The sequence below is a fragment of the Parageobacillus thermoglucosidasius genome, assembly GCF_001295365.1.
In the GTDB taxonomy this organism is placed as follows: domain Bacteria; phylum Bacillota; class Bacilli; order Bacillales; family Anoxybacillaceae; genus Parageobacillus; species Parageobacillus thermoglucosidasius.
Window position 1 is genome coordinate 3,253,859 of sequence record NZ_CP012712.1, and the last position, 25,665, is coordinate 3,279,523.

Annotated in this window: 33 protein-coding genes, 1 pseudogene and 1 riboswitch; of the genes and pseudogenes, 3 read left to right on the forward strand and 31 right to left on the reverse strand. The window is 46.2% G+C overall.

Translation table 11 applies throughout. From position 1 onward, the window contains the following. Positions 1-73: 73 nt before the first annotated feature. The 8 genes from ccsB to AOT13_RS16015 all read right to left on the reverse strand — a co-directional run bounded on the left by ccsB (position 74) and on the right by AOT13_RS16015 (position 7,804). A complete protein-coding gene (gene ccsB / locus AOT13_RS15980) occupies positions 74-1,264 on the reverse strand; it encodes a c-type cytochrome biogenesis protein CcsB (protein WP_013876689.1) in 1,191 nt (396 codons plus the stop codon). After that, complete coding sequence (resB, locus tag AOT13_RS15985) at positions 1,248-2,909, reverse strand: cytochrome c biogenesis protein ResB (RefSeq protein ID WP_042384108.1); 1,662 nt, start codon at positions 2,907-2,909, stop codon at positions 1,248-1,250. The genes ccsB and resB overlap by 17 nt, the downstream gene beginning before the upstream one ends. 13 nt (positions 2,910-2,922) lie before the next feature. Next, entirely contained in the window at positions 2,923-3,447 is a 525-nt protein-coding gene (resA, locus tag AOT13_RS15990; protein WP_013400469.1) for a thiol-disulfide oxidoreductase ResA, read from the reverse strand. Between the two features lie 106 nt (positions 3,448-3,553). Further along, a complete protein-coding gene (locus AOT13_RS15995; protein WP_003249437.1) occupies positions 3,554-4,285 on the reverse strand; it encodes a pseudouridine synthase in 732 nt (243 codons plus the stop codon). Positions 4,286-4,437: 152 nt separating this feature from the next. Further along, positions 4,438-4,971, reverse strand: a complete 534-nt coding sequence (locus AOT13_RS16000) for a spore maturation protein (protein ID WP_042384110.1) — start codon at positions 4,969-4,971, stop codon at positions 4,438-4,440. After that, a complete protein-coding gene (locus AOT13_RS16005) occupies positions 4,971-5,567 on the reverse strand; it encodes a nucleoside recognition domain-containing protein (protein WP_013400467.1) in 597 nt (198 codons plus the stop codon). Before AOT13_RS16005 ends, AOT13_RS16000 begins: the two co-directional genes overlap by 1 nt. Next, positions 5,560-6,699 carry a D-alanyl-D-alanine carboxypeptidase family protein gene (locus tag AOT13_RS16010; protein ID WP_042384113.1) on the reverse strand — a complete coding sequence of 380 codons (1,140 nt, stop codon included), beginning with the start codon at positions 6,697-6,699 and terminating at the stop codon, positions 5,560-5,562. Before AOT13_RS16010 ends, AOT13_RS16005 begins: the two co-directional genes overlap by 8 nt. 193 nt (positions 6,700-6,892) lie before the next feature. Next, positions 6,893-7,804 carry a superoxide dismutase gene (locus AOT13_RS16015; protein ID WP_042384115.1) on the reverse strand — a complete coding sequence of 304 codons (912 nt, stop codon included), beginning with the start codon at positions 7,802-7,804 and terminating at the stop codon, positions 6,893-6,895. Positions 7,805-8,050: 246 nt separating this feature from the next. On the opposite strand from AOT13_RS16015, the pseudogene AOT13_RS16020 reads away from it, so the two are divergent. After that, positions 8,051-8,359: pseudogene (locus AOT13_RS16020) on the forward strand (DUF2935 domain-containing protein); the annotation flags it as partial. A 43-nt stretch (positions 8,360-8,402) separates the two neighbouring features. Here AOT13_RS16020 and AOT13_RS16025 read toward each other — a convergent pair. The 4 genes from AOT13_RS16025 to AOT13_RS16040 all read right to left on the reverse strand — a co-directional run bounded on the left by AOT13_RS16025 (position 8,403) and on the right by AOT13_RS16040 (position 10,748). Next, positions 8,403-8,894, reverse strand: coding sequence for a YpuI family protein (locus AOT13_RS16025; RefSeq protein ID WP_003249427.1), 492 nt, complete (start codon positions 8,892-8,894; stop codon positions 8,403-8,405). Between the two features lie 23 nt (positions 8,895-8,917). After that, a complete protein-coding gene (locus tag AOT13_RS16030) occupies positions 8,918-9,337 on the reverse strand; it encodes a hypothetical protein (RefSeq protein ID WP_003249426.1) in 420 nt (139 codons plus the stop codon). Positions 9,338-9,400: 63 nt separating this feature from the next. After that, positions 9,401-9,991: an SMC-Scp complex subunit ScpB gene (scpB, locus tag AOT13_RS16035; RefSeq protein WP_003249425.1), complete on the reverse strand. Its 591-nt coding sequence runs from the start codon at positions 9,989-9,991 to the stop codon at positions 9,401-9,403. Beyond that, positions 9,978-10,748 (reverse strand): segregation/condensation protein A, encoded by a 771-nt coding sequence (locus AOT13_RS16040; RefSeq protein ID WP_013876685.1) that lies wholly within the window; start codon positions 10,746-10,748, stop codon positions 9,978-9,980. The genes scpB and AOT13_RS16040 overlap by 14 nt, the downstream gene beginning before the upstream one ends. A gap of 116 nt (positions 10,749-10,864) precedes the next feature. On the opposite strand from AOT13_RS16040, the gene AOT13_RS16045 reads away from it, so the two are divergent. Next, complete coding sequence (locus tag AOT13_RS16045) at positions 10,865-11,380, forward strand: DUF309 domain-containing protein (protein WP_003249423.1); 516 nt, start codon at positions 10,865-10,867, stop codon at positions 11,378-11,380. Positions 11,381-11,392: 12 nt separating this feature from the next. Here AOT13_RS16045 and AOT13_RS16050 read toward each other — a convergent pair whose 3' ends face one another. The 8 genes from AOT13_RS16050 to AOT13_RS16075 all read right to left on the reverse strand — a co-directional run bounded on the left by AOT13_RS16050 (position 11,393) and on the right by AOT13_RS16075 (position 16,544). Continuing rightward, positions 11,393-11,740, reverse strand: coding sequence for a GNAT family N-acetyltransferase (locus AOT13_RS16050; protein ID WP_003249422.1), 348 nt, complete (start codon positions 11,738-11,740; stop codon positions 11,393-11,395). Positions 11,741-11,859: 119 nt separating this feature from the next. After that, the gene (ribH, locus tag AOT13_RS16055; RefSeq protein ID WP_042384118.1) at positions 11,860-12,327 is read right to left on the reverse strand and encodes a 6,7-dimethyl-8-ribityllumazine synthase; all 468 of its coding nucleotides are present in this window, start codon (positions 12,325-12,327) and stop codon (positions 11,860-11,862) included. Between the two features lie 72 nt (positions 12,328-12,399). Then, the gene (locus AOT13_RS16060; RefSeq protein ID WP_042384121.1) at positions 12,400-13,593 is read right to left on the reverse strand and encodes a bifunctional 3,4-dihydroxy-2-butanone-4-phosphate synthase/GTP cyclohydrolase II; all 1,194 of its coding nucleotides are present in this window, start codon (positions 13,591-13,593) and stop codon (positions 12,400-12,402) included. Between the two features lie 20 nt (positions 13,594-13,613). Further along, positions 13,614-14,261 (reverse strand): riboflavin synthase, encoded by a 648-nt coding sequence (gene ribE / locus AOT13_RS16065; protein ID WP_042384123.1) that lies wholly within the window; start codon positions 14,259-14,261, stop codon positions 13,614-13,616. Between the two features lie 15 nt (positions 14,262-14,276). Continuing rightward, the gene (gene ribD, locus AOT13_RS16070; protein WP_230457117.1) at positions 14,277-15,341 is read right to left on the reverse strand and encodes a bifunctional diaminohydroxyphosphoribosylaminopyrimidine deaminase/5-amino-6-(5-phosphoribosylamino)uracil reductase RibD; all 1,065 of its coding nucleotides are present in this window, start codon (positions 15,339-15,341) and stop codon (positions 14,277-14,279) included. A 64-nt stretch (positions 15,342-15,405) separates the two neighbouring features. After that, positions 15,406-15,702, reverse strand: a complete 297-nt coding sequence (locus tag AOT13_RS20205) for a hypothetical protein (protein ID WP_035501890.1) — start codon at positions 15,700-15,702, stop codon at positions 15,406-15,408. Next, positions 15,687-15,821: riboswitch (FMN riboswitch) on the reverse strand. (Overlaps the previous gene by 16 nt.) Positions 15,822-15,839: 18 nt before the next feature. Then, positions 15,840-16,001 (reverse strand): hypothetical protein, encoded by a 162-nt coding sequence (locus tag AOT13_RS20210; RefSeq protein ID WP_155116376.1) that lies wholly within the window; start codon positions 15,999-16,001, stop codon positions 15,840-15,842. A 72-nt stretch (positions 16,002-16,073) separates the two neighbouring features. Next, positions 16,074-16,544, reverse strand: a complete 471-nt coding sequence (locus AOT13_RS16075; protein WP_042384127.1) for a peptidylprolyl isomerase — start codon at positions 16,542-16,544, stop codon at positions 16,074-16,076. 139 nt (positions 16,545-16,683) lie between these two features. Here AOT13_RS16075 and AOT13_RS16080 point away from each other — a divergent pair, with 139 nt between their 5' ends. After that, on the forward strand, positions 16,684-17,565 hold the full coding sequence (locus AOT13_RS16080; RefSeq protein WP_370586566.1) for a DUF1002 domain-containing protein: 882 nt from the start codon (positions 16,684-16,686) through the stop codon (positions 17,563-17,565). A gap of 35 nt (positions 17,566-17,600) precedes the next feature. Here AOT13_RS16080 and lysA read toward each other — a convergent pair whose 3' ends face one another. The 11 genes from lysA to spoIIAA all read right to left on the reverse strand — a co-directional run bounded on the left by lysA (position 17,601) and on the right by spoIIAA (position 25,583). Then, on the reverse strand, positions 17,601-18,917 hold the full coding sequence (gene lysA / locus AOT13_RS16085) for a diaminopimelate decarboxylase (RefSeq protein WP_042384130.1): 1,317 nt from the start codon (positions 18,915-18,917) through the stop codon (positions 17,601-17,603). Between the two features lie 167 nt (positions 18,918-19,084). Further along, positions 19,085-20,557, reverse strand: a complete 1,473-nt coding sequence (locus AOT13_RS16090) for a spore germination protein (RefSeq protein ID WP_035501889.1) — start codon at positions 20,555-20,557, stop codon at positions 19,085-19,087. Between the two features lie 213 nt (positions 20,558-20,770). Next, the gene (locus tag AOT13_RS20835) at positions 20,771-20,950 is read right to left on the reverse strand and encodes a hypothetical protein (protein ID WP_157776781.1); all 180 of its coding nucleotides are present in this window, start codon (positions 20,948-20,950) and stop codon (positions 20,771-20,773) included. Between the two features lie 28 nt (positions 20,951-20,978). After that, the gene (locus tag AOT13_RS16095) at positions 20,979-21,329 is read right to left on the reverse strand and encodes a SpoVA/SpoVAEb family sporulation membrane protein (protein WP_003249406.1); all 351 of its coding nucleotides are present in this window, start codon (positions 21,327-21,329) and stop codon (positions 20,979-20,981) included. Further along, positions 21,329-22,345: a stage V sporulation protein AD gene (gene spoVAD, locus AOT13_RS16100; protein ID WP_013876682.1), complete on the reverse strand. Its 1,017-nt coding sequence runs from the start codon at positions 22,343-22,345 to the stop codon at positions 21,329-21,331. Before spoVAD ends, AOT13_RS16095 begins: the two co-directional genes overlap by 1 nt. Before the next feature lie 21 nt (positions 22,346-22,366). Continuing rightward, positions 22,367-22,804: a SpoVA/SpoVAEb family sporulation membrane protein gene (locus AOT13_RS16105; protein WP_003249402.1), complete on the reverse strand. Its 438-nt coding sequence runs from the start codon at positions 22,802-22,804 to the stop codon at positions 22,367-22,369. Between the two features lie 15 nt (positions 22,805-22,819). Beyond that, positions 22,820-23,248 (reverse strand): stage V sporulation protein AB, encoded by a 429-nt coding sequence (locus tag AOT13_RS16110; protein WP_013876680.1) that lies wholly within the window; start codon positions 23,246-23,248, stop codon positions 22,820-22,822. Further along, a complete protein-coding gene (locus AOT13_RS16115; RefSeq protein WP_042384133.1) occupies positions 23,238-23,861 on the reverse strand; it encodes a stage V sporulation protein AA in 624 nt (207 codons plus the stop codon). The genes AOT13_RS16110 and AOT13_RS16115 overlap by 11 nt, the downstream gene beginning before the upstream one ends. Positions 23,862-24,002: 141 nt before the next feature. Next, positions 24,003-24,755 (reverse strand): RNA polymerase sporulation sigma factor SigF, encoded by a 753-nt coding sequence (gene sigF, locus AOT13_RS16120; RefSeq protein ID WP_013400454.1) that lies wholly within the window; start codon positions 24,753-24,755, stop codon positions 24,003-24,005. 13 nt (positions 24,756-24,768) lie between these two features. Beyond that, on the reverse strand, positions 24,769-25,212 hold the full coding sequence (gene spoIIAB / locus AOT13_RS16125) for an anti-sigma F factor (protein WP_003249393.1): 444 nt from the start codon (positions 25,210-25,212) through the stop codon (positions 24,769-24,771). Next, positions 25,212-25,583, reverse strand: coding sequence for an anti-sigma F factor antagonist (gene spoIIAA, locus AOT13_RS16130; protein WP_370468099.1), 372 nt, complete (start codon positions 25,581-25,583; stop codon positions 25,212-25,214). Before spoIIAA ends, spoIIAB begins: the two co-directional genes overlap by 1 nt. Positions 25,584-25,665 lie beyond the last annotated feature (82 nt).

Genomic DNA, 25,665 nt, shown 5'->3' on the forward strand with positions numbered 1-25,665 from the left:
TATCTACTTTAATCATAAAAAGGATGCCCCAGCCAACGGGGCATCCTTTTGTTCAATGCCATTCATCTATCCATCATGTTCCGGCATAGGAATGCAGCCCGGCAATGACTAAGTTCACCGCCACTAAATTAAACATGATGATCGCAAAACCAATGACCGCAAGCCATGCCGATTTTTCGCCGTGCCATCCTTTGGACAAGCGAAGATGCAAAAACGCCGCGTAAAACAGCCATGTAATAAGCGCCCATACTTCTTTCGGATCCCAGCCCCAAAAGCGCGTCCACGCAATTTGCGCCCAAATCATCGCGAAAATGAGCGCTCCAAGCGTAAATACCGGAAAGCCGATCGCGACAGCGCGGTAACTGATTTCATCCGTTAAATCCAAGTTTACGTTTTTGACAAGCGGCTGCAATGCTGCGGCGATCCGCTTCCGCAGCACAAGACGGAGCAATACATATAAAACCGTGCCCCCGATTACCGACCAGATAACCGTATTTAATTTTTTCGCATTAATGATTGCCGGCATGGAAACAAATGGTTCAAAACGATCGCTGCTTTCTTTCACAAGCTTTCCTTCATGCGGGCCGACTAATGCTGGCATGTTGTAAACAAGTTCTGATGTTTGCCCATTTTTGTCAACCCATGTAAATTTCGCTTCATAATCCGCAAGTCTGAATGATGTCGAAACAAGCACAAACCCGAGCGTTGTTATTAAACAGAACATGATGACTTCCAGCCAGAACGTACGTTTGCTCGGCTTGGACTGATCCACGACACGAACTAAATAAATGAGCCCGGCGGCAAAGCTGACAGCCAAAATCGCTTCTCCCGCCGCTGCGGTAGTTACATGGATGTGCAGCCAATCACTTTGCAACGCCGGAATCAGCGGGGTAATTTCACGCGGAAACATGCTGGCGTAAGCGATCACTAATATGGCGACCGGTAATGTGAACAAACCGAGAACACTTGTTTTATAAATAAAATAAATCACGATAAAAGCAGCAACAAGCATCATCCCAAAAAATGTCGTAAATTCAAACAAATTGCTGACCGGAGCGTGCCCTGCTGCAATCCATCTTGTAATGAAGTAGCCAAGTTGCGAAATAAACCCGATGATCGTCGTCACAATACCAAGCTGCGACCAACGATCTTTTTCTTTTTTCTCTTTTCCTTTTTTATCGCGAATCGCTCCGCCGAAAAAAAATGTTCCGATCAAATAAAGAATAAACGCGATATACAACAACGTGCTACTCAGTTGCGCCATGCACTTGCCCCCCTTGCGCTGCTTTTTTCTCTTCTTCCGCTTGATCGATCGGCATCGCTAACCCCGTTCCTTCAATGACACGGCGAATTTCATTTTTTAAGCCAAACCAGTTTTTGTTCGTATGCGCAGCAAGCCATACTTCGCCATTGACACGCTGCAGCCAGATGCGGCGATGGTTCCAATACATTCCTTGGATGACACCAATCATGAATATGACTCCGCCAACCCCTAAAATCCAAAGTGTAAAGTCGCGGCGTACCGTAAGCCCTGACACGTTCCTTGTCTCTAGTCCAGAAAACGCCATTTTATATTTATTGTTGCCAAACGGCTCAATCGTCTGTCGAATGGCGACAAAACTCACTTCCCCTTTTGGCTTGTCCGGGGCAAACATTTTAAACACGAACGCCGGATTGTTTGGAACTTTTGATTTCGTCGACGGATTTCCATCGTCATCAAAATAAAAATCCGGAAAGTAACTTAACAACTCCACACGGTAGCCGTTGCCAAGATCATAGGAAGGTTTTGGGTGATGCAAATCGATAACGACAGTGCCAAACGATTTTTCCGATGTTTTATCCATTAATTGAAACGCCATTTTATACGGCTCGTTTTGTTTAAAATCGACTTGGTACAGCGCATAATGGTCATATTTTAACGGTTCGTTGACACGAATCTTATATTCTTTTACTTTTTTCAGTTTCGGTTCTTCACCGGCGATAATCGGGCCGACACGTTGATAAAGCACGACGTTTGTTTGGTAGTTTTTCGCTACCATGCCGCTGCCGACGCGATCAATCGCCGCATTAAACACTTCATTTTCCTTTCCTTTTTCATATGTTTCATAAATGAATTTTTCGTTCTTTAAAAAATATTTCCCATTCGTTCCCGGAATTTCTTTCGTCTCTCCTTCGCGAATCCACAACACTTCATCGACATACATGCCGGGAACAAAACGAAGCATCGCCCCGATTAAGAAAATAATTAATCCAATATGGTTGACATACGGACCCCAGCGGGAAAAACGGCCTTTTTCCGCCAAAATATTGCCGTTTTCCTCGCGGATATGGTAGCGGCGCTGCGCCAATTTCTCTTTCACTTGTTTGAACACATCATCAGCGTCAGCGACTTTCGAAACACTAAATAGCCGCTGCCGCCGCAAAAAATTCGGATGTCTTGTGACACCTTGCCTTTTCAAAGCGCGATAAAGCGGTATCACGCGGTCTAAGCTGCAAATGACAAGCGATACGCCAATTGACGCAATAAGGAGCATATACCACCATGAACCGTACAAATCATTAAATCCAAGCTGATAATATAACTTTCCTAGCCAACCGTATTGATCTTCGTAATACTCAGCAGGGCTGACATTGGGCGGAAGATACATTTCCTGTGGAAAAATCGTTCCGATCGCCGAAGCGATGAGCGTTATGACAATCAGCGCCACTCCGACCTTCACCGAAGAGAAAAACGCCCAAATTTTATCGATAATGGTTTTATTGTACGTTTGCGAACGGCGCGCGCTTCCTTCATAACGCATGTCCAAAAGCTTTTTTTCTGCATTTTCCCCAAGCGGCTTTCCGCAAGATTCGCAAAAAACAGTCCCGTGCGGATTCACATGCCCGCATTCGCACTTAACATGTTCCATTTCGCAAAACTCCTTACGGTTTAATGCTTTCCATATACTGCTTGACCTTTTCCTCTGTCATCGTTCCAGTGATGATTCCTTTCACCTTGCCGTTTTTATCAATCAAATACGTCGCCGGCAGCCGATCGACATCATAAGCGTTCATGACTTGGTCTTCCCGGTCGATCATGACCGGAAACGTCAATCCAAAGCGGTCGACAAAGCTTTGCACACTTAACTTTGTCTCGCCAACGTTCACCGCCAAGACTTCGACACCTTGGTTTTTATATACGCTGTACTGCCGGTTGATGTATGGCATTTCCTTTTCACACGGCTTGCACCACGTTCCCCAGAAGTTCAAAAACACCCCTTTGCCGCGATAGTCGGAAAGACGATGTTGCTTTCCGCTTAAATCAGTCAAAACGAAATCTGGTGCAGTTGAGCCAACTTTCACTTTTGCTTTATCCACAAAAAAATTAGAATAAATCGTATATCCCACCGCTGCTAATAACAGCAATAAAATGACCGTTCTCATGACAAGCCGCTGTTGTTTTTTCATCTTTCAAACCCCTTATGAAATCGTAATATCCCATTTTCCATTATAACAGTGTTTTTTATCGTACAAATTGGCATAAATATGAACGTTATGTGACAATGTAACCGTTTTATTTTCCTCCGCCCGATAATGCGAGCGCGCGCAGCTGTTTTACTTCATGCGGCGTCAGTTCGCGATATTCGCCAGGATTTAACCCTTTCAAATCGAGAAAAGCGTATCTCTCCCGCTTCAATTTCATCACATTGCAGCCAATCGCTTCAAACATGCGGCGCACTTGGCGGTTCCGCCCTTCGTGAATGCGAATTTCGATAATGGCGGTTTGTTTTTGTTTATCGTGAGAAAGCAATTTTACTTTTGCCGGCGCAGTCATGCCGTCTTCGAGCATAATTCCTTTTTCCAGCTGTTTTAATTGCTCGCGCGTCGGAATTTTTTTCACCTTTGCGATATACACTTTTTCGATTTCGTAACGAGGATGCATTAACAAATTGGCAAAATCCCCATCATTGGTAAGCAAAAGAATTCCCGACGTATCATAATCGAGGCGGCCAACTGGATAAATGCGTTTGTCGATATCCTTAAAAAAATCGGTGACGACTTTCCTGCCTTTATCATCTTTTACGCTCGAAATCACCCCGCGCGGCTTATAAAAAAGATAATATACCGGCTCTTCTTTTTCGACCGGTATCCCGTCTACTTCCACTTTATCTCGCGGACCGACTTTCACGCCGAGTTCGGTAACAATTTTCCCGTTCACCTTTACTTTTCCTTGCAATATGAGCTGTTCTGCTTTCCTTCTTGATGCGATGCCTGCACGGGCAATCACTTTTTGCAAACGTTCCATCACTATCACCTCTTTCATCATCTTACTCTTTCGCTGCAAAAGATACAAGCATGTTCTCTCACTATTTTTATCATACTCGCCTTTTTTCGACAAATATAAAACCGCTTTTCAGAAAAAGCCAAAACAAAAAAAGCCGCCTGATGATAGGCGAACTATTTTCCAAAGATAAGCAGCACAATAAAAAAGGAAACGATAAAGCTGAGAATATCCGCTAAAATCCCGACTTTCAGCGCATCTCCCATCTTTTTGATACCAACCGCACCGAAATAAACCGTTAACACATACAATGTCGTTTCCGTACTGCCTTGTATCGTGGACGCGAGCCTGCCAATGAACGAATCCGGTCCATATGTAGCGATCAAATCGGTTACCATGCCAAGCGCGGCAGTACCGGAAACGGTGCGAACCACCGCCAGCGGCACCACCTCCGCCGGAAGGCCAATCGCATCAGCAACCGGCTTGATTCCATTCATCATGTAATCTAACGCACCAGACGCGCGAAAAATTGAAATCGAAACAAGCATGCCGACTAAATACGGAATAATGGAAAACGCGATTTGAATGCCTTCTTTTCCGCCTTCGACGAATGCTTCATAAGTTGGCACTTTTTTTACGGTTCCGTATAAAAGAATAAACGCAATGGTGATCGGAATAAGCCAAGCAGAAAGAAGCTGAACGAATGCCATTACCGCTTCCCGCCTTTCCGTGTTCTCTTCCAATAATAATAACGATCAATGCAGACCGCGCCTATGGTAGAAATCGTTGAAGCGACAAGCGTCGTGCCGATAATCTCTCCCGGCGACGCCGACCCGTATGTCATGCGAATCGAAATGACCGTCGTCGGAATAAGGGTGATGCTTGACGTATTGATCGCCAAAAATGTGATCATCGAACGGCTTGCTTCCTCTTGATCGCGACTAAGCTTTTTTAACTCTTCCATCGCCTTAATCCCCATCGGGGTCGCAGCGCTGCCAAGCCCGAACATATTTGCGACCATGTTGGAAACGATATAGCCGAGCGCAGGATGGTTTGGCGGCACTTCAGGAAACAAGCGGCGGACCAGCGGCTTGAAAAAAGCGGCAATCCTCGACAAAAGGCCGGCTTCTTCAGCGATTCTCATCAATCCAAGCCAAAACACTAAAATGCTGATCATGCCGATGCTGATCGTGACCGCTTCTTTCGCGCTTTTAAAAATCGCCTCATTCACTTCATTCATCGTGCCGTTCATCATCGCAAAAACGATGCCAATAACCGCCATCGCTACCCAAATAAGATTAACCATCGTTTTTCACACCTAAAAAATGAAATGCGTTCCAAAACGAACGGTCTCTTTTGCTTGTACTCTTTTTATGCAACAGCGGAACTTCATCGACCGCTTCCTCCCCCAAGTAAAGCACCGCTTTGCCGACGATCGCCGGGATGCGGCTTTCGTCTTTCTTCCACTCCTTGTGCGGACGCAGAAGATGAATTTTCACGCGCAAATCTTTCATTTCTTCTTCAGTCACGGGATACCGCAAAGCGCGGCTTGCTTGAATATTTTCACGGTAAAAGGAGTCACGAATTTTTTTTATCATGCGCTTTTGATCCACCTTGGCGATGACATAATGTTTAAAACCATATTCGTACATGGCAATGTGATCGTTCCAATCATCCGGTGCGTCCAATGTCACCACGATTAAATCAAGACCGTCTTTGGAAGCGGTCGTCACCAGCGTCCGATTGGCCCGTTTTGTATAGCCGGTTTTCCCCCCCGTGCAATACTCATATAACTTCGTGAGCAGCTTATTTTTATTCCGCCACACCCGCTCCGATTTTCCTTCAGGATCTGGGGCGCGATACACTTTCGTTCTGGAAATTTTTCGAAACTCTTTATTTTTCATCGCATATTGCATAAGAAGCGCCATGTCATAAGCTGTTGAATAATGGTTTTCCGCATCATCTAATCCGTGCGGATTGGCAAACTCGGTGTTGCGCATGCCGATTTCCGCTGCTTTTTGATTCATTAAAACCACAAACCCTTCCACGCTGCCGCCAACATGTTCGGCAATCGCCACCGCCGCGTCATTCCCCGAACGAAGCATCAGCCCATAAACGAGGTCGCGCAGCTTTATTTTTTCTCCTTCCTTTAAATAAATCGACGAACCTTCTGTACGGACAGCGCGGGCGCTTACGGTCACCGTATCATCCATTTTTCCTGATTCGAGCGCTAAAATGGCCGTCATAATTTTGGTGATGCTGGCAATGCGCCGCTTCGTATGCGCGTCTTTTTCCAACAATATGCGCCCTGAATGCTGTTCCATTAAAACCGCGCTTTGCGCACTCACTTCATTCATCGCCTTCGCTTGATCCGGAATACATGAAAAAAGCATCGCCACCGCTACGATAAACAGTACAATTAGTTTCCAGAGCTTCATGTAATCTCCATCCCTTTTGCTCTTTTGTACAAGTGTATGCGCCAAGCAAACAGATATGATCGTTAAATGTACAAGTTGCCGCAGTCACGGCCGCATCATATGCTCTCCAAAGCATATGTCTTTGTCAGAGTGTTGCAAACACGAAAACAACCATCAATATGTATAGACGAAGGAACATCTCCCTCGTCCTGCGTCAAAACGGTTTCCAACGCAGCTTGCGCGCCTGGGCAAACCGCTCTTCCACATCGCGCCAATGGACGATATTCCACCAGCTGTTAATATACGCAGCACGGTCGTTTTTATATTGCAAATAATAGGCATGTTCCCAAACGTCTAAGACAAGAAGCGGAATCGTATCCCACTGCGTCATAAGTTGATGTTTTTCCGTCTGCAAAATTTCTAAGCGGTGCGACCGCGGCGACCAAACGAGCAGCGCCCAGCCAACTCCTTCGACGCTTTTTGCCGCCTCGGTAAAATGACGCTTAAACCGTTCAAAACTTCCGAAATCGCGCTTTATTTGTTCCAGCAGCTCGCCGTGCGGCTCTCCTCCTCCTTTTGGATGCATATTGCTCCAAAAAATGGTATGCAAATAATGCCCGGAACCGTGAAACGCTGCTTCCCGCTCCCAGTGCTTCAGCAATTCATAGTTATTTGTTTCGCGCGCTTTTTTCATCATTTTTTCCGCTTTATTCAATCCGTCCACATAACTTTGATGGTGTTTCATATGATGCAGTTGCATTATTTCTTTGGAAATATGCGGCTCAAGCGCGTCATAACTGTACGGAAGCGGCGGAAGAACGTGCCTGCCCGCTGTTATATAGGTTTGGCGCCGCGCTTCTTCCTCGCTGGTTTCTCTACTTTCGTCAGCCAATGTCCCGTTTGCCGAAACCGCTGCTGCTTTTTCATACACCGCATCGGCCATGCGCTGGAGATCATAAATTTCCGTTTCCGTCCATTCCCCGTCATGCCTGTCGATGTAGGAAAGCAATGCCGCAATGTCGTGATGGACCGTGCCATCATCCCTTCGCGGTAGCATTTGTCCGACTTGCGCGCCCCATTCGCTGACTTGTTTCACATATCGCTGAAATAACTCTTGTTCGCTCATTTGGAAAAACCTCCCCTTTCTTTGTACCCATATAATTGTATGCCAGCCGCCTAAAAACCGTTCTTGTCCGCATTCACCTAATTTCTTTATGTTCATACATATAAAGCCGGGGTGATAAACAAATGAAAAAAACATTAGAGCAAGAAGCGCTATGGGAAATGCGCTTTTGGATGCAAATTCTTGGCGACCATTGCCGATTCATTCTTGAATCTCTAGCAGAAAAAAGAAAAGAGGGAAATCGGCATGTTTACAAAAGAGTGGGAAGACTTTTACTTAAAAGCGGTGGAAATGGCGGAATATTTACGGACAAACGTATACGATTTTCCCGCTTTACATCGCTTTCACCGTGACATTCAATTAGAAATGGCGATTTTTCAAAGCTTTCTGCGCGAATTAGAAGAAATGGAGCTAAACAAAGAGGTGCTTGGCGGATTAACGCCGCTGATGGCCGATCATATGACACAAGAAGAATGCTATTACTTGCAAAAGTTAGCGGAAACGTCAAATGACATCCATCCGCCAGCTTGCGACCCGGCAAAAATTCGGACAGAGTGATAAACGGCAAAAAAGCTGCCCCGGACATCGGGACAGCTTTCGTTTATTTGGACTGGATCATTTTTGTGCGATAGTCGGTTTCATAAAATTCCAGCTCTTCGCGAATCGCTTGAAACTCGCTTTCAAGAGACAACAGCAAAACTTGCAGCGAAGGCGGGGGAGTCTGCCGAAATTTCAGCGAATTGCGTCCTGTATAAGCGGAACGGCTATCTTCGTACCATGCGTCGCTTTTCGGGGTAAAATATTCGGCAATGCATAAATGGTAAACGCGATACAGCGCCTTTTCCGCTGCTGTTTTGCGAAACGGCTCCTCTCTCAAGACGATGCGGCACTCTTCAAGCCCTTCTTCACAAAAGACAACAAGGCGGCGTAAATTCGCGAGCAATAATTCGCAATACGCTTTGTCCACTCCCTCTCGTTCTTCCACTAGTTTGGATAACGTTGTCTCGTTTAAATAATCGGAAATCGTCCGGACAGCTTTTTGCAAAAATGATTCTACTTGTTTTGTTTGATTCCAAACCATTGAATTTCCCATAATCCCAAAAACCCCCATACCGGTTAAGATGGCTGGCGAATAAAAAGAAGCGGTGACGTTAAACGGTATTCCCCTTTTGCCTCCAGCTCCGCAAAAACATCGGGAAGCTTCGTAAACTCCATATGCGCAAAATAGCGGCGAAATTCCTCTTCCTTGTGAATATACACCCGCTTGCGGCGGCGAAAATCCGGATTTTGCAATAAACAAACAAAAGCAATGATATCGCGGAAATAAACGTCGCGCCCCGAAACGGTAAAAATCGGATTTCGCTCATATGGCGTAAACGAGGAAATCGACTCTTCAAAATGGCGCAAATATAAAACATAGAGCGTTTTTTCATCTCCGTCTTCGCGAAACGTTACTTCCGAACGGTTGAAATAATCTTCAAACGTATTCGGCTTCGATTTTTCCAGCTCATATCCTTGCAAGCGGCAAATCCGCATACAAACAGCCCCCTTATCCGCGCGCCAAAAACGCAATATACAGTTACTCCTATCTTACCATAATCATGTGGATTCCTTAAAATTTTCTGCGAATTTTTCAAAAAATAAATCAGCTTCCTTTTCTATCTCATCATCTTCTTGCAATTCCGGAAGCGGCGGCAGCTCCTCTAGCGTTTTTAAGCCGAAGTAATCCAAAAATTCCTTTGTCGTGCCATACAAAATTGGCCGACCCGTTCCTTCCGCACGTCCGACTTCCTTTATAAGCGCTTTGGCAATTAACGTCTGTATTGGTTTATCGCTTTTCACCCCGCGAATTTCCTCAATCTCCGCCCTTGTAATCGGCTGGCGGTAAGCAATGATCGCCAGCGTTTCAAGCGCCGCTTGCGACAATGAAGCCGAACTTGGCGATTCGACAAGCTTTTTTAAATACGGGGCATGTTCTTTTCTTGTCGTCAGCTGAAAGACTCCTGCCAATTCAACGAGCTGAATGCCGCGTTTTTGTTTATCATACTCGTCCTTAAGCATATGAATAACCGCCCGCACTCGTTCTTCTTCCATTTCCAGCACCGCGGCGATTTGCTGAAGCGACAGCCCCTCATCGCCTGCGGCAAACAACAGCCCTTCGACGATCGCTTTATATTCACTCATCTCCATGCTGTTCCATCCTTTCGTTGCAAGAGATGAAAATATCAGCAAAATTCCGCTCTTGCTCAATAATAATCGCATTTTTCTTCATTAGCTCTAAAACGGCCAAAAATGTTACAACAATATAGCCGCGATCATAATATGGGAATAAGTCATAAAAATTTTTTCTTGTTTTCGTACGTCTTAGTTCCTCCAAAATTTCTTCCATCCTCTTTTCGATCGAAATATCTTGACGGGCAATTTTCGTGTGGAGCGGTTTTTGCAGCTTTTTGCGGCGCAACAATTTCGAAAGCGCTCCTAGCATATCGTACACATTGACATCAAGCGGCCGTTTCATCATTTCTTTTTCGTCTGCATATATGCTTAAATCGCTCGGCGGTTTTGTAAACAAAAGCGCGCGCTCTTCTTCCTTTTTCTTCAACACTTGCGCTGCTTCTTTATATTTTTTGTATTCTAACAACCGCTGCATTAATTCTTCGCGCGGATCACTTTCCGGCAGTCCCACACTTTCATCCAATATTTCTTCTTCATGTCTCGGCAGCAACATTTTGCTTTTAATCGCCAAAAGCGTCGCTGCCATCACTAAATATTCGCTGGCAATATCAAGCTGCAATTCCTGCATCGCATGAATATATGCCATATATTGCTCGGTAATTTGTGCGACAGGAATATCATAAATGTCGATTTCGTAACGATTGATTAAATGCAATAAAAGGTCGAGCGGACCTTCAAACGCATCAATTTTCACATTATATTGCACGTTCATCCCACCATTTTCCTTACACTATCGTTAAGTATAGACGATTCGCCGGCGTTGTCCAAGCAATTTTTTACGTCTAATATGATACAATACGGATACAACAATAGAAAGGTCGTGAAACGATGTATCCTGACGCTTATATCCGTTATTTAATTCATTTCCATACCGACCGCGATTACTTTGAATGCCACGAAATATTAGAAGAGCATTGGAAAAAGGACGGTTACAAAAAAGTATGGGTTGTGCTGATTCAAATTGCCGTGGCGCTGTACCATCATCGCCGCGGCAACCAACGAGGGGCGCTGCGCATGATGCGAAAGGCGCTGACACTTTTATCCAAAGAACAAAAAGCCATCCGCGAACTGGGACTGGACGAACAGCGGCTTTCCAAGCAGCTTGAATGTTATATCGAACGAATGGAGCAAAACGGGGCATATGAGAGCATAGAACTGCCTATTCGCGATGAAACGCTGCGGAAAACGTGCCAAGCGATCTGCGAGGAACGCGGGCTTACTTGGGGAAAAGCAAGTGACATGAACGATGTCTTTTTAATTCATAAACATAAATTGCGCGACCGTTCTGATGTGATCGCGGCGCGAGAGCGAAAGAAAACAAGCAAAGAGCTGCCGACCTCATAGACGGCAGCTCTTTTACAACTCACATTTATCCAAAAATGACGCGGTAAATTCATTTGCCTGCAGCTGACGGTTAGGATACATATCCTTTAACGCTTTTACCATTTGTTTTCCAATACCTTGATGGCGGTGCGAAGGATTAACACTAATATGTTGAATTTCAACAATGTCCGCATCGCGCAACAGCACTCCGATAATGCCGATAATGTCATCGCCATCCTTCCATAAAAACAGCTGCCAATCATCGTTTGTTTCGTATTGCTTAATCGTTTGCTGCAGCTTTTTCAAATCTTTCTCTGTCGGCATAAACGACAAAAGACCCATCGCAATTTTTTCGTAATTTTTTCGATAACGAATCAGCATAAAAAATCCCTCATTACTGACAAAAACTTTTCAAAAATAGAAAAGCGCTTTGTCATTTTCTCATTACGTATTATAAACATTCTTCATCTTATTGTGAACCATTCCATGCATTTTAACACTTATTCAGCAAACGCGCGCAGAAGATTGGCCATCTCAATCGCGCTTGCCGCTGCTTCCCAGCCTTTATTTCCCGCCTTTATTCCAGCGCGTTCAATCGCCTGCTCGATCGTATCTGTCGTTAATACGCCAAAGATAACCGGCGTGCCTGTTGACAACGCCGCGTGGGAAACGCCTTTGGCCACTTCGTTGCATACGTAGTCGTAATGGCTTGTTGCCCCGCGAATGACCGCGCCAAGCGCAATGACGGCATCATACTGTTTTGATTCGGCAAATTTTTTCGCTAACAGCGGAATTTCAAATGCTCCCGGCACCCACGCTACCGTCACATCATTTTCATTGACTCCGTGCCGCTTGAGGCCGTCGAGAGCGCCAGACAATAATTTGCTCGTAATAAACTCATTAAATCGGGAAACGACGATGGCGATTTTTAATCCTGTGCCGACTAAATTTCCTTCGATTACTTTCATTACAAATCCTCCCATCTTTCCGCCCATCATACTTATCATAATACAAAAAAGCGAAAATATCGATGATCTTTTTTAAAAATGCAACATATGCCCTAATTTTTCATACTTTGTTCGCAAATATTTTTCATTTTCTTTCTTCACTGGCATCTCCAGCGGGACACGCTCCACTACTTCAAGACCATGTCCTTTTAAACCGGCGATTTTCCGCGGATTATTCGTCAATAGTCGCATTTTCGCGACACCAAGATCTTTCAAAATTTGCGCGCCGATTCCATAGTCGCGCAAATCGGCAGGAAATCCAAGTTTTTCATTGGCCTCCACCGTATCATAGCCTTGCTCTTGCAGTTTATACGCGCGCAATTTGTTGATTAGCCCGATGCCGCGCCCTTCCTGACGCATATATAATAAAACGCCGCGCCCTTCTTTGTCGATTTGGCGGAGTGCCGCGTGAAGCTGCGGTCCGCAATCACAGCGATAAGAACCAAACACGTCCCCTGTTAGGCATTCGGAATGAACGCGGACAAGGACCGGCGCGTCCGGAATAATGTCGCCTTTGACTAACGCCACATGTTCTTTTCCATCGACAACATTGGTGTAGCCAATCGCTTTAAACTCGCCAAACTCTGTTGGAAGCGTTACTTCCACTTCCCGTTTCACTAATTTTTCTTTCCGGCTTCGATATTGGATTAGATCCTTAATCGTTATCATTTTTAAACCAAACTCATCAGCGATTTTCCGCAAATCCGGAACGCGCGCCATCGTGCCATCCTCTTTAATGATTTCGCAAATCACACCTGCCGGTTTTGCTCCGCAAAGCCGCGCCAAATCGACGGCTGCTTCCGTATGGCCGGCGCGCCGCAATACGCCGCCTTTTTTCGCGACAAGCGGAAACACGTGACCGGGCCGCTTAAAATCGCTCGCTTTCACGTTCGGGTCCAACAGTGCTTGAATCGTCATCGACCGTTCAAAAGCACTAATGCCGGTTGTCGTTGCTTTATAATCAATACTAACGGTAAAAGCAGTGCCGTGGGAATCGGTGTTATGATTCACCATCGGCGCTAAATCGAGCTTATCGGCCAATTCTTCCGTAATCGGAACGCAAACAAGGCCGCGGCCGTATTTAATCATGAAATTAATCACTTCTGGAGTCGCTTTTTCTGCCAGCGCGACAAAATCTCCTTCATTTTCGCGGTCTTCGTCATCACATACAATAATCACTTTCCCATGCATCAATTCATTTAGCGCCTCTTCGATCGTGTCAAACATGGAATGTCCCCCTTCTTCGCTTACTTATAACCGTGCCGTTCCAAAAACTCGAGCGTAATCGCCGGTTTCGCTTCTTCTTTTTGCCCTTCCATGAATTGGGCGACGTATTTTCCGATGACATCACATTCGATATTGACAATATCCCCCGGCTGTTTATCTCCTAAAATCGTTGCCGCGCGCGTATGCGGAATCAGCGAAATGGTAAATGTGTCATCGGTAAGCCCAAAGATCGTCAAACTCGTTCCATCGACGGCGACAGATCCTTTTAAAATCATATATTTGCGCAACTCTTTCGGGATTTGGATTTCGTAATATACCGCATTGGCCACTGGCCATTTGCGAATAATTTCACCGACACCGTCGACATGTCCGGAGACAAAGTGGCCTCCAAAGCGCCCGCTGGCTGGCATCGCCCGTTCTAAATTCACTTTCGAACCTCTCGTTAGCGTGCGCAGCGACGTCGCTTTTACCGTTTCCGGCATGACATCGACAGTAAATGAACGCTGTGTAAACGACGTTACGGTCAAACAAACCCCGTTGACCGCAATGCTGTCGCCAAGATGGATATCTTCTAAAATTTTTTCCGCTCCGATCGTCATCACAATCGCTTCCCCTGACTGTCGCATTTGCTCGATCGTGCCGACTTCCTCAATAATGCCTGTAAACATCCGTACTCTCCTCTCTTATTTTGGTATCGCGACGATTTTGATATCCGGGCCGATCGTTTCGACTCGCCGGATTTGCAGCTGCATCACGTCGGCCATGCTGGCAAAACCTATCCCCCCGATCGGCGTCGGTGCTTGTTTTCCGCCGATGAGCTTCGGAGCAAAATATGCGACAATTTCGTTAACCGCTCCAGCGCGCACAAAACTATCGTGCACGCGTGACCCGCCTTCGACAAAAAGGGAAGTAATCCGTCTCTCGCCAAGCACGTGCAGCAATTCATCGATGTTAATATGCGGCGTGCTCATAGAAATTACTTGCACGTTTTTGCTCTCATATCGCTTCTTTTTTTCGCCGCTGACCCCGCTGCCGGCAATCAGCCACGTTTCCGCTTGTCCATCTTGGAGAATGTTTGCCTCAAGGGGGGTGCGCAAATGCGTATCTAAAACGATGCGGATCGGATTCTTTCCGCTGCCCGGAAGCCTTACCGTTAAGCTTGGGTTATCGGCAATGACGGTGTCCACCCCGACGAGAATTGCATCATGCACCGCCCGGTAACGATGCACATCTTCCCTGGCCGCTTCCGATGTGATCCATTTGCTTTCCCCTGTTGCCGTGGCGATTTTTCCATCGAGGCTGCTCGCGTATTTTAGCGTCACAAATGGCGTTTTTGTCGCAATGTAATGGAAAAACACGCGATTTAACTCATCCGCTTCTTCTTTCAGCACCCCAAGCTTTACATCGATTCCCGCATTCCTTAGCTTTTCGATGCCTTTGCCCGCTACGAGCGGGTTCGGGTCTGTCGTCGCAATAACAACGCGCCGGACGCCCGCATCAATTAATAAATCGGCGCAAGGGGGCGTTTTTCCATAATGGCTGCATGGCTCCAGCGTCACATACACGGTCGCCCCTTTCGCTTTTTCTCCCGCCATCCGGATGGCATGCACTTCCGCATGCGGCTCCCCCGCTTTCAAATGCGCGCCAAATCCGACAATTTCTCCACTATTAACAACGACAGCGCCAACAATCGGATTAGGAGACGTCTGCCCGATCCCCGCTTTCGCCATTTCGATCGCCAGGCGCATATATTGTTCATCGTTTCGCACCGCATTCGCCTCCTTTTGTTACATAAAGAAAGCCCTAGGATTTTCATCCTAGGGCAGGATTAGAGCGAATCACAACAATTGCTTTTATGTACCAAAAATGGCACTTATGCGCAAAGCAGGGAAAAGCCAAGCGAAGTTTTTCAATATTTGCTTTTTCTGCCAAATACAAAACGAACACGCCACCGATCAACAGATTTATCGGCAAAATGCCAAAAAAGTCACAAAATTCATCATTTCGCCGCTCCGCATCGCTCATCCCTGGCAAACATTGCCGCTCTGTAACAAACGAGATTCCCCTCTTGTACGGAACGACAATGTGCGCTTGTGATCCTTCTCCCATCCAGACTATACTGTCGGCTCCGGAATTTCACCGGATCGTGCCTATACGGCTCGCGGGCTGAGAAGTGACACCACTTCATCACCGCCGGTCGGGAATTTCACCCTGCCCCGAAGGATGCAAAAACAGTATGAAATTTTCTATTTATTATATATCATGCAAAAACGGTTTGTCCATTCTTCTTTGCTCGCCATCTGTCCGCGCTCATGTTCCTCTGCCAATGCCGCCGGGCAAAAATAACCAGCCGAATAAACCGCCGTTTTTATTACCTTGCGACGATCATCCAATAAATGATCCCCCATATAAGGCTTGCCCCTAATAAAAGAAAAAATAGTCCCCAATTTTTTCCCTTCATCCTTTCACCTCTTGCCTAGCTAGCAGTACAGCGCTCCTGACCAGCCTTTATCCCCGTCGTCAAACACTTTAACTTCTTTCATCACATCGCCGTTTTTCATCGCTTTGACAACGTCCATTCCCGCTGTGACTTGACCGAATACGGTATGTACCCCATCTAAGTGCGGCTGTGGTTCATGAACGATAAAAAATTGGCAGCTTCCTGTATCGCGGCCGCGGTGTGCCATTGAAATCGCCCCAGTCACATGTTTATGCGGGTTGTTATCTGTTTCACACGGGATCGTATAGCCGGCATCCCCTGTTCCATTGCCGTACGGGCAGCCTCCTTGGCTGACAAAACCAGGAATGACGCGATGAAACGTCAAACCGTTATAAAACCCTGAATTGGCTAATTTTTCAAAGTTGGCGACCGTAATCGGCGCTTCATCCGGGAACAGTTCAAAGTCGATTTTTCCCCCGTTTTCCATCAAAATATATCCTTTTTTCGCCATGCATCCACAACTCCTTTTTTTCATTGATAACGCACCACTATCATACCATTGTTGTTCACGTAAAAAAAGTAATATAATGATAAAGGATATGCCGAAAAAGGGGATTACCTTTACAAAGGAGGCTGACATTGTGAAACGCATGTTGACAGGCTGCCTGCTTGCATCGCTACTGTTTGCCTTTCCCGCTATGGCGGCAGCAGATGCAGCAGAAGGCGATGTAATTGTTACGTTAGGCGAAAATTTAACCGAACAGCAAAAGCAGCAAATTTTAAATGAAATGAACGTCCCGGACAACGCACAAATCATTACTGTTTCCAACGCAGAAGAACATAAATATCTTGACGGTCTTATTCCAAAAGCGCAAATCGGGACGAGAGCGATCTCCTCATCGATGATAACGATCGGCGCTAAAGGATCCGGATTGGATGTTGAAACTCATAATATTACATGGGTCACAGACGAAATGTATACAAACGCCTTGATTACGGCGGGAGTGAAAGATGCGAAAATTTACGTCACCGCTCCGTTTGCCGTGTCCGGCACAGCCGCATTGACCGGGTTAATGAAAGCATACGAAGTTTCTTCTGATAAAGTGATTCCTGACGATGTCAAACAAGTAGCCACAGAGGAAATGGTCAAAACCGCAAAGCTCGGGGAATCGATTGGTCCGGATAAAGCAGTTGCTCTTCTTGCCAAAATAAAAGAAGAAATCGCAAACAATCCGCCGCAAACAGACGAAGATTTGCGAGCACTCATCGAGAAAGTCGCAAAAGATCTTGGAATTACGTTAACGGAAGAGGAAATAAACAGCTTGATTTCGCTATTCAATAAAATGAAAAACGCGAATATCGATTGGAATCAAGTCAATGACCAATTAAGCAAAGCGAAGGATAAATTGTCGGCATTCCTGCAATCGGAAGAAGGAAAAACGTTTATTCAAAACATTGTTGACATTTTAAAAGAAATTTGGAATGCCATTAAATCGGTGTTCACTTCTTCCGAATCGCAAAACAACCAATAACGAAAAAGTGCCCGGCTGTCTGGCCTGGGCACTTTTTATTTCACTTTTGTTTTCAGCGGCAAATCAAGCCGCACTAAATCTTCATATGTTTCCCGCTTCACCACCAGCTGCGCTTCCCCGTTTTCCACGAATACGACAGCGGGGCGCGGAATGCGGTTATAGTTGTTCGCCATCGAATAGCCGTACGCCCCGGTGCAAAAGACAGCTAAATAATCGCCGGGATTCGCTTTCGGCAGCGGCAAATCCCAAATAAGTATATCTCCCGACTCGCAACATTTTCCGGCAATCGAGACAATTTCATTTTTTTCGTCCAGTACACGGTTTGCCAGCACCGCTTCATATTTTGCTTCATATAGCGCTGGACGGATGTTGTCGCTCATGCCGCCGTCCACGGCAACGTAACGGCGGACATTCGGCACTTCTTTTTGTGAACCGATGGAGTAAATCGTCGTTCCGGCATCGCCGACGATCGAACGCCCCGGCTCAATCCAAATTTCCGGCATTGGAATATTTTGTTCATTTACTTGTTTTTTCACTTCCTCTATGATTTTGTCGACATATTCCGAAACAGGAATCGGATCATCTTCGCTCGTATAACGAATGCCGAATCCGCCGCCGAGATTGACCACCGCTGGAACAAATCCGTACATTGCCTTCCAATTGGCGATTTTTTGGAAAATTTTTTGCGCTGCTAACACAAATCCGGTTGTTTCGAAAATTTGTGAACCGATATGGCAATGAATGCCAAGCACAGAAAAGGATGGTGAGGACAGCGCTTTGCGCAGTGCTTCGTCCGCTTGACCGTTATTCAAATCAAATCCGAATTTGGAATCTTCCTGGCCTGTTAAAATATAATCATGCGTATGCGCTTCGACACCAGGGGTAACCCTTATTAAAATCGCTGTCGTCTTGCCATGCCGCTTGCTTAGTTGTTCCAACAATTCCAGTTCATAAAAGTTATCGACAACGACGCAGCCGATGCCGCTCTCAAGCGCCATGATCAATTCTTCCCGGCTTTTATTATTGCCGTGAAAATGGATGCGTTCTGGCGGAAATCCCGCTTGCAATGCCGTATACAGCTCTCCCCCCGATACGACATCCAATGACAACCCTTCTTCTTCCGCCAGCTGGACCATCGCGATCGAAGAAAACGCTTTGCTTGCATAAGCAACTTGTGACTTCACTCTATGTTTTTGAAACGCTTCTTTAAACGCACGCGCGCGCGCACGGATCAGCGCCACGTCATAAATATACAATGGCGTTCCATATTCTTTCGCCAAATCAACCGTATCGACACCGCCAATTTCTAAATGCCCTTTATCATTCACACGGCTCGTCCCATGAAAAAACATGCAAACCCCTCATTCCTGCAAACTGAAATTATTCAATATCAGAATTTTTATGCATCACCGAAAGCAAAAAAGACAGTTAACATACAAGATAACTGCCTTTTTTGCAGAAAAAAGATTACGTATAACGTATCATAATTACAAAAAAGTTGCAACTTTTTTTCATAAATTTACGACGGCTGCCTGCGGCGGTTTTGCGGATGAACGATGCTCGGCCTCACTTTTGCCCCCGCTGCAGAGCGGCGGACGATAATTTGCATAAACGCGGCTGGGTCAAACGGAATAAACGGCCATAAATACGGCGTGTTTAAGGACCGGATGCTAATGAGCCAAAGCAAATACACGGTCGTTCCGATCATCAGCCCCGGCACTTTAAACAGCGCCACCGCAATGACGAGAAACAATCGCGATATTTTATTGGCAATGCTCAACTCATAGCTCGGTGTTGCAAATGAACCGATCGCCGCAACCGCAACATATAAAATCACTTCAGGCACAAATAATCCGACATCAATCGCGATTTGCCCGATTAATACCGCAGCGATTAAGCCCATCGCTGTGGAAAGCGGCGTCGGCGTATGAATCGCTGCCATCCGAAGAAACTCAATACCGAAGTCAGCCAGCAAAATTTGGATAATCACCGGGATATTCGTTTGTTTGTTCGGACCGATAAACGCCCATTTATCAGGCAGCAAAGACGGTTCAAGCACGAACAGCACCCAAAGCGGCAGCAAAAATAAGGAGGTCAAAATGCCTAAAAACCGCACCCAGCGCACGAAAGTGCCAACCGCAGGAGATTGCCGATATTCTTCAGCGTGCTGTACATGATGAAAAAACGTTGTCGGGGTAATAATTACACTTGGCGACGTGTCTACCATCACTAAAACATGGCCTTCGAGCAAATGGGTGGCAGCCACATCCGGACGCTCCGTATAGCGGACGAGGGGGTACGGATTATACCCTTGCTTTACTAAAAATTCTTCGACCGTTTTATCCCCCATTGTCAACCCATCGATACTAATTTGCCCGAGCTCTTGTTTAACAAGCTCAACAAGCCCCGGATCGGCGACATCTTTAATGTAAGCAATGCAAATATCTGTTTTGGAACGCTCCCCTACTTGTAAAATTTCAAAGCGGAGCCGCTCATCGCGAATGCGCCGCCTAGTTAGCGCCGTATTGACGATAATATTTTCCACATAGCCATCACGCGCGCCGCGCACCACTTTTTCCGTATCCGGTTCTTCCGGCTGCCGCCCCGGGTAGCTGCGGACATCGACGATAAATGCGATCGATTCCCCTTCGATGAAAATAACGATTAATCCTGAGAGCAGGCGGTCAACCGCCTCATCTAAGTGTTGGACAAGGCTTACTTGCTGATGAACAAGACGGTTTTCGATAATTTTCCTTGCCTGTTCCGTCTGCCGTTCGTCATCATTGATGCGGACGATTTGTTTTAACAGTTCTATCAAATATTGTGTCTCACACAAACCGTTGCAGTAGTAAATATGTACTTCCCTCTTTAATACCTGTATTTTCCTGATCCCTAAATCAAAACTAGTTCCAACTCCGATTTTTTCTTTTAAAAAATTTTCATTGTCGGTGAGCTTTTCCGAAATCGGAATCTTATTTTCTTTTCCTGCCATGACACCAACCCCTTTCAAGGATCAAGTTGACCGCCTTCTTTGCAGCCGGCAAGCCGTATTTTATATGGCGGCGATCCCCCATGTTCCCTATATCTCCGCTTCCAGCCACAACAGGACTGTTTATAATCCTCCCTATTTCCAGCCTGTAAATTCCTTCTTTACCGGCTTCGCATTCCGCTGACAGCGGCAATCGTCCCTAACACTTCCATTGTTTTATGGGCCGCCACATCCGTTAATCCCGCGCCGATGGCTCGGCCATATCGAGTTTCCCAATTCATTCAATAAGTTTTTGCCAGCTCGTTTGGATGGATTGCCATGGGAAGCGGGAGTGCAGCATCCCCCGTTTACGAGATATTGCATCATCCGGCACGCCAATCCATCGCCGTCCGTCACTAACATGCCTCATCTTTTCGCATATTGGTTATCCTTTCGGCTTGCACAGAAGAGCGGTGAAAAAGGAGAGGACAATGGCAAATGACAAAATGGCGCCGGCAAACTGAAACATTCCTGAACTAACGGCCAGCCAACCGGCCGCCCCGCTTTGCGCCAGCACTCCTTTCGCGAGAAAATAGCCAAAGCCGCTAATAGGAAAAGCAGCTCCCGCACCGGCAATCGCAATCAACCTGTCGTAAATCCCGCCGATTCCAAGAACGACCCCAGCCGCTACGAACAAGCTCATGACATGCATTTGCGAAAACTTGCCAATATCCATAAAGAGTTGGGCTATGGCGCAAAGCGCTCCTCCTACCATAAATGCCATAACATAGTCCATCACCGTTCCTCCTTTACCGCTTCCATCACTACACCGTGTGCAACAGCCGGAATCGACTGTTTTTGCTGCATCATCGTCGGGCTTAAGAGCGCTCCGGTGGCGACGACGAAAATTTTTTGCAGTGCGCCGCGTTCCATTTCTTTTAATAAATGCCCATACGTTACTACTGCGCAGCAAGCGCAGCCGCTTCCCCCAGCAAACACGTTTTGGTCCGGCCGATAAATCATTAAGCCGCAGTCGTTATAGTTGTCTGTCACATTATAACCTGATTCCGCCAACAGCTGTCTGACGATGACGCTTCCTACTCTCGATAAATCCCCCGTCACAATTAAGTCATAATCTGCGGGTGAAGTTCCTAAATCAATAAAATGTTGTTCTATCGTGCTTGCCGCGGCCGGCGCCATCGCCGATCCCATATCGAAAGGATTCGCTGTCCCCGCATCGATCACTTTGCCGATGGTGGCGGCAGTTATGCGCCATCTTCCCCGCTTCCGGCCCATCACTGCTGCCCCCGCACCTGTGACAGTAAATGTTGCCGTTTTCGGTTTTTGCACCCCCAATTCGGTCGGATAGCGAAATTGCCGCTCTGCCGTCGCATTATGACTGCTTGTGGCCGCGAGCACCGTTCTTGCAAATCCGCCGTCAATTAATGCCGCGCCGACCGCTATTGTTTGCATCGAAGTGGCGCACGCCCCAAACATACATAAAAACGGGGCGGGGACCGTCCGGGCAACATAGTTAGCCGTAACATTTTGATTCAGCAAATCTCCGGCAAGAAAAATGTCGATATCGCTGAAGGAAATGTTGCCTTTTTGCAGGCAAACACCGATCGCCTCTTGCATTAAACGGCGCTCTGCCAGCTCCCACGTCTTTTCCCCGCAATATAAATCATCGTGCGCGATATCAAAGCTTTCGCGAAGCGGGCCGTCTGCTTCTAATGGCCCGACCGCCGTTCCCGTTGCCTGAATGTAGATATCATGTTCAAACACCCACGTTTGCTTTCCGGCAAGCTTCATCAGCAATCCCTCTTTCTCCGCTTAAGACATAAGGTAATATAAAATGCCAAGCAGATAAGCAGTAACAACGCCATAAACGATGGCTGCACCGCCTGCTTTAAACATTTGGCTGGCGACTCCTGCTGTCCATCCTTCGCTCCGGTATTCGAGCGCAGCGCTTGCCAATGCATTGGCAAAGCCAGCCAGCGTCATCGTTGCACCCGCACCGGCAAATTGACTAAAATCGTCATATTTTCCCGCTCCCGTGAAGACAACCGCCAACAGCATCATTGTCATTACCGCCAGCTGTTGCGCAGAAAGCAGCGGCACAGAAAAGAAACGGCTGTATAAATTGGCGAACGCTTCCGCAACCGTGCAAAGCGCCCCGCCGACAACAAACGCTTTCAAGCTGTTAATAACATATGGAGTCTTCGGCTGGAACGCTTTTACCGCCTGACGATAATTTGTCTTAAGACTCATCTTTTCTTTTCCTCCTTACCGCAAATAATCGGTAAAATAGATCCAGTGAAATAAGGAGCCGACTATTTTTCCAAATGCGATCGCCATCAATAAAATGACAATTTTGTCAGCAACGCCGACGCGTTTTGCTAAGATCGGCCATACGTTAAGCACTTCCGTCAGCGCGGCGGCAAGCATTCCGATAAATACTCCTTGCAGCAAACCGAGCGGAATCAGCCAATATTTTGACATATATAAAACAGTGTGGCGCAGGCTCATCCATCCCCCCGCCACCGCGCCGGCTATTGCGCTCCATTCGTACGCACGGATCCGTTTCGTTGTTTTCGTTAATTGCGTCAAGCGGGGAATGACGCCAAGAACGACTAAAAACGCCACAAATCCTGTTCCGACGGCCAGCCCTCCCGCAAAGCCGATAAATATAACAGCCAAAATTTTAATCGTCATTAATTTTTCCCATACTTTCTTTGTTTTCATATAAAATGACGTACTGATCGAGTGATTGCTGATAATTAAACATTTCGACTTCCAGAGGGCTTGGCTCCTCATTAATGCGTTTGCGGAACACATGGTTAAAAAATAAAATCATGCCGATCCCTAATCCGAGCGAATAAGGGATTTGCAGCAACAACGGCTTATCATTCTTTTTCCCGGTAATCATCTCATAAAGATGTTGATGCACTTCTTGCATGCTGACATCTTCATGAAAATTCATAATGGCCATTGCCGATCCGACAAAAAGCAACATCCATACAAGCAAAAAATAAGCAGAGGAAAAACGCCGTTTTTGATCAACGACTTCAATGATCGTTTGCGCCGGCCCAATTACCTGCACATCTAGCGCGTCATCCTTTTCCATCATGGCGCGAATGACTTTCATTACATCGATAATGACAATGTTTTTATCGCTCGGTTGAATTCGATAAAGCGGGACAGCTTTTAACTGTTCCGCTATGTTGCTATCATTGGCGGTGATTTGCGCCACATCGCCAATCACAACAACTGCTCTCGGTTTTACTTGAACGCGGTGCCGCAGTTTGACAAAGACGGTTTTTTCCATCTGCCTCACACCTTAACTTGTAGTTTTTTATGTATTTTCACTTGCGCTTCGCTTTTTTATTTAGTATGTTGGGGAAAAAAGGAATCATACAATCAGATGGTATTTACCATCAATTTCATAAAAATAAAAAAGAATGGATGCCTACCCATCCATTCTCTCCTTTATTTGCTGTAAAATTTTTTTTTCAAGACGGGATACTTGAACTTGAGAGATGCCTAATCTTGATGCCACTTCCGACTGGGTTTGATCTTTGTAATAACGCAAATAGACGATGAGACGTTCCCGTTCATCCAGCTCCTCAATCGCTTTTTTCAACGCGATTTTATCAAACCATGATGCTTCGTCGGCATCAGCAATTTGATCGAGGAGCGTGATCGGGTCGCCGTCGTTTTCATACACTGTTTCGTGAATGGAAGCCGGGGAACGAACGGCTTCCTGGGCAAGCACCACTTCTTCTGGAGAAATTTCTAAATAATCGGCGATTTCTGTCACCGTTGGCGCCCGTCCATGTTTTTTCGAAAGCTCGTCTCTTGCTTTCCGGATTTTATTGCCCGTTTCTTTTAAGGAACGGCTCACTTTCACCGTCCCGTCATCGCGGATAAACCGCTGAATTTCGCCGATGATCATCGGCACCGCATATGTGGAAAACTTCACGTCATACGACAAATCAAACTTATCAACAGATTTAAGCAAGCCGATGCAGCCAATTTGAAATAAATCGTCCGGCTCGTATCCGCGGTTCAAAAAGCGCTGGACGACCGACCAAACGAGGCGCATGTTTTTTTGGATAATTTCATTGCGCGCCTGTTGGTCCCCCTCTTGGCTGCGGCGAATAAGCTTTTTCATCTCATGATCTTTTAACAGCGTCTGATCTCGCTTGACATCGACATCCATAGGCATGTCTCCCTTAGTTACATAACGCTTTTTGGCTCTTCGTTATATATTTCTTTAAATAAACGGTTGTCCCCTTATCCACTTCCGACTGAACGATGACTTCATCCATAAAATTTTCCATGATCGTGAATCCCATTCCAGATCGCTCCAATTCCGGTTTGGTTGTAAACAACGGCTGCCGCGCCTCTTCGATATTAGCAATGCCGACACCTTCGTCTTTTATCGTCAAATGGACGACTCCGTCTTCGATCACAACGGAAATGTATACGATCCCGTTTGGATCGTTATTATATCCGTGAATAATCGCGTTCGTTACCGCTTCAGAGACAACGGTTTTAATTTCCGTCAGTTCATCCATCGTCGGGTCAAGCTGTGCCACGAATGCGGCAACTGCCACACGAGCAAACGATTCGTTTTGGCTAAGCGCGGAAAATTGGAGGTGCATTTCGTTTCTCATCACGCCACCCCCAATGTCTGCAGCGCGAATTGTTCATCGTTTTCTAAACGAATAATTTTAAACAGCCCCGACATGTCAAACAGCCGTTTCACCGTCGGCGAAATCGAACATACGATCATTTCCCCGCCGAGTTTTTTTATTTGTTTGTAGCGCCCTAAAATGACGCCAAGCCCGGAACTATCCATAAATGTCAAATGTTCTAAATTCAGCACAATGTGGCGGATCGATGCGCTTTCCAGCACATCCGTCACTTTTTCGCGAAGCTCTTCGGCCGTATGATGATCAAGTTCTCCGGAAAGCCGGATGATCAAAACATCTTGTTTTACTTCAAAGTCCATCATCAGGCTCACTATGTTTTCCCCCTTGTTCATTTCGGATTAGGGAGAAGTTTCGCTACAACATGCGGGAAATCCTGCCTGATGACAAAACTAGTGGCGATTCGCTAAAAGTAGA

What these genes read in the sequence shown, in the direction of transcription:
- ccsB (WP_013876689.1), bottom strand. Translation starts at nt 1,264, where the DNA reads ATGGCGCAACTGAGTAGCACGTTGTTGTATATCGCGTTTATTCTTTAT.
- resB (WP_042384108.1), bottom strand. Translation starts at nt 2,909, where the DNA reads ATGGAACATGTTAAGTGCGAATGCGGGCATGTGAATCCGCACGGGACT.
- resA (WP_013400469.1), bottom strand. Translation starts at nt 3,447, where the DNA reads ATGAAAAAACAACAGCGGCTTGTCATGAGAACGGTCATTTTATTGCTG.
- AOT13_RS15995 (WP_003249437.1), bottom strand. Translation starts at nt 4,285, where the DNA reads ATGGAACGTTTGCAAAAAGTGATTGCCCGTGCAGGCATCGCATCAAGA.
- AOT13_RS16000 (WP_042384110.1), bottom strand. Translation starts at nt 4,971, where the DNA reads ATGGCATTCGTTCAGCTTCTTTCTGCTTGGCTTATTCCGATCACCATT.
- AOT13_RS16005 (WP_013400467.1), bottom strand. Translation starts at nt 5,567, where the DNA reads ATGGTTAATCTTATTTGGGTAGCGATGGCGGTTATTGGCATCGTTTTT.
- AOT13_RS16010 (WP_042384113.1), bottom strand. Translation starts at nt 6,699, where the DNA reads ATGAAGCTCTGGAAACTAATTGTACTGTTTATCGTAGCGGTGGCGATG.
- AOT13_RS16015 (WP_042384115.1), bottom strand. Translation starts at nt 7,804, where the DNA reads ATGAGCGAACAAGAGTTATTTCAGCGATATGTGAAACAAGTCAGCGAA.
- AOT13_RS16025 (WP_003249427.1), bottom strand. Translation starts at nt 8,894, where the DNA reads ATGGGAAATTCAATGGTTTGGAATCAAACAAAACAAGTAGAATCATTT.
- AOT13_RS16030 (WP_003249426.1), bottom strand. Translation starts at nt 9,337, where the DNA reads ATGCGGATTTGCCGCTTGCAAGGATATGAGCTGGAAAAATCGAAGCCG.
- scpB (WP_003249425.1), bottom strand. Translation starts at nt 9,991, where the DNA reads ATGGAGATGAGTGAATATAAAGCGATCGTCGAAGGGCTGTTGTTTGCC.
- AOT13_RS16040 (WP_013876685.1), bottom strand. Translation starts at nt 10,748, where the DNA reads ATGAACGTGCAATATAATGTGAAAATTGATGCGTTTGAAGGTCCGCTC.
- AOT13_RS16045 (WP_003249423.1), top strand. Translation starts at nt 10,865, where the DNA reads ATGTATCCTGACGCTTATATCCGTTATTTAATTCATTTCCATACCGAC.
- AOT13_RS16050 (WP_003249422.1), bottom strand. Translation starts at nt 11,740, where the DNA reads ATGCTGATTCGTTATCGAAAAAATTACGAAAAAATTGCGATGGGTCTT.
- ribH (WP_042384118.1), bottom strand. Translation starts at nt 12,327, where the DNA reads ATGAAAGTAATCGAAGGAAATTTAGTCGGCACAGGATTAAAAATCGCC.
- AOT13_RS16060 (WP_042384121.1), bottom strand. Translation starts at nt 13,593, where the DNA reads ATGTTTGACACGATCGAAGAGGCGCTAAATGAATTGATGCATGGGAAA.
- ribE (WP_042384123.1), bottom strand. Translation starts at nt 14,261, where the DNA reads ATGTTTACAGGCATTATTGAGGAAGTCGGCACGATCGAGCAAATGCGA.
- ribD (WP_230457117.1), bottom strand. Translation starts at nt 15,341, where the DNA reads ATGCGCCTGGCGATCGAAATGGCGAAAGCGGGGATCGGGCAGACGTCT.
- AOT13_RS20205 (WP_035501890.1), bottom strand. Translation starts at nt 15,702, where the DNA reads ATGGGAGAAGGATCACAAGCGCACATTGTCGTTCCGTACAAGAGGGGA.
- AOT13_RS20210 (WP_155116376.1), bottom strand. Translation starts at nt 16,001, where the DNA reads ATGGGGGATCATTTATTGGATGATCGTCGCAAGGTAATAAAAACGGCG.
- AOT13_RS16075 (WP_042384127.1), bottom strand. Translation starts at nt 16,544, where the DNA reads ATGGCGAAAAAAGGATATATTTTGATGGAAAACGGGGGAAAAATCGAC.
- AOT13_RS16080 (WP_370586566.1), top strand. Translation starts at nt 16,684, where the DNA reads ATGTTGACAGGCTGCCTGCTTGCATCGCTACTGTTTGCCTTTCCCGCT.
- lysA (WP_042384130.1), bottom strand. Translation starts at nt 18,917, where the DNA reads ATGTTTTTTCATGGGACGAGCCGTGTGAATGATAAAGGGCATTTAGAA.
- AOT13_RS16090 (WP_035501889.1), bottom strand. Translation starts at nt 20,557, where the DNA reads ATGGCAGGAAAAGAAAATAAGATTCCGATTTCGGAAAAGCTCACCGAC.
- AOT13_RS16095 (WP_003249406.1), bottom strand. Translation starts at nt 21,329, where the DNA reads ATGGACTATGTTATGGCATTTATGGTAGGAGGAGCGCTTTGCGCCATA.
- spoVAD (WP_013876682.1), bottom strand. Translation starts at nt 22,345, where the DNA reads ATGAAGCTTGCCGGAAAGCAAACGTGGGTGTTTGAACATGATATCTAC.
- AOT13_RS16105 (WP_003249402.1), bottom strand. Translation starts at nt 22,804, where the DNA reads ATGAGTCTTAAGACAAATTATCGTCAGGCGGTAAAAGCGTTCCAGCCG.
- AOT13_RS16110 (WP_013876680.1), bottom strand. Translation starts at nt 23,248, where the DNA reads ATGACGATTAAAATTTTGGCTGTTATATTTATCGGCTTTGCGGGAGGG.
- AOT13_RS16115 (WP_042384133.1), bottom strand. Translation starts at nt 23,861, where the DNA reads ATGGAAAAAACCGTCTTTGTCAAACTGCGGCACCGCGTTCAAGTAAAA.
- sigF (WP_013400454.1), bottom strand. Translation starts at nt 24,755, where the DNA reads ATGGATGTCGATGTCAAGCGAGATCAGACGCTGTTAAAAGATCATGAG.
- spoIIAB (WP_003249393.1), bottom strand. Translation starts at nt 25,212, where the DNA reads ATGAGAAACGAAATGCACCTCCAATTTTCCGCGCTTAGCCAAAACGAA.
- spoIIAA (WP_370468099.1), bottom strand. Translation starts at nt 25,583, where the DNA reads ATGAACAAGGGGGAAAACATAGTGAGCCTGATGATGGACTTTGAAGTA.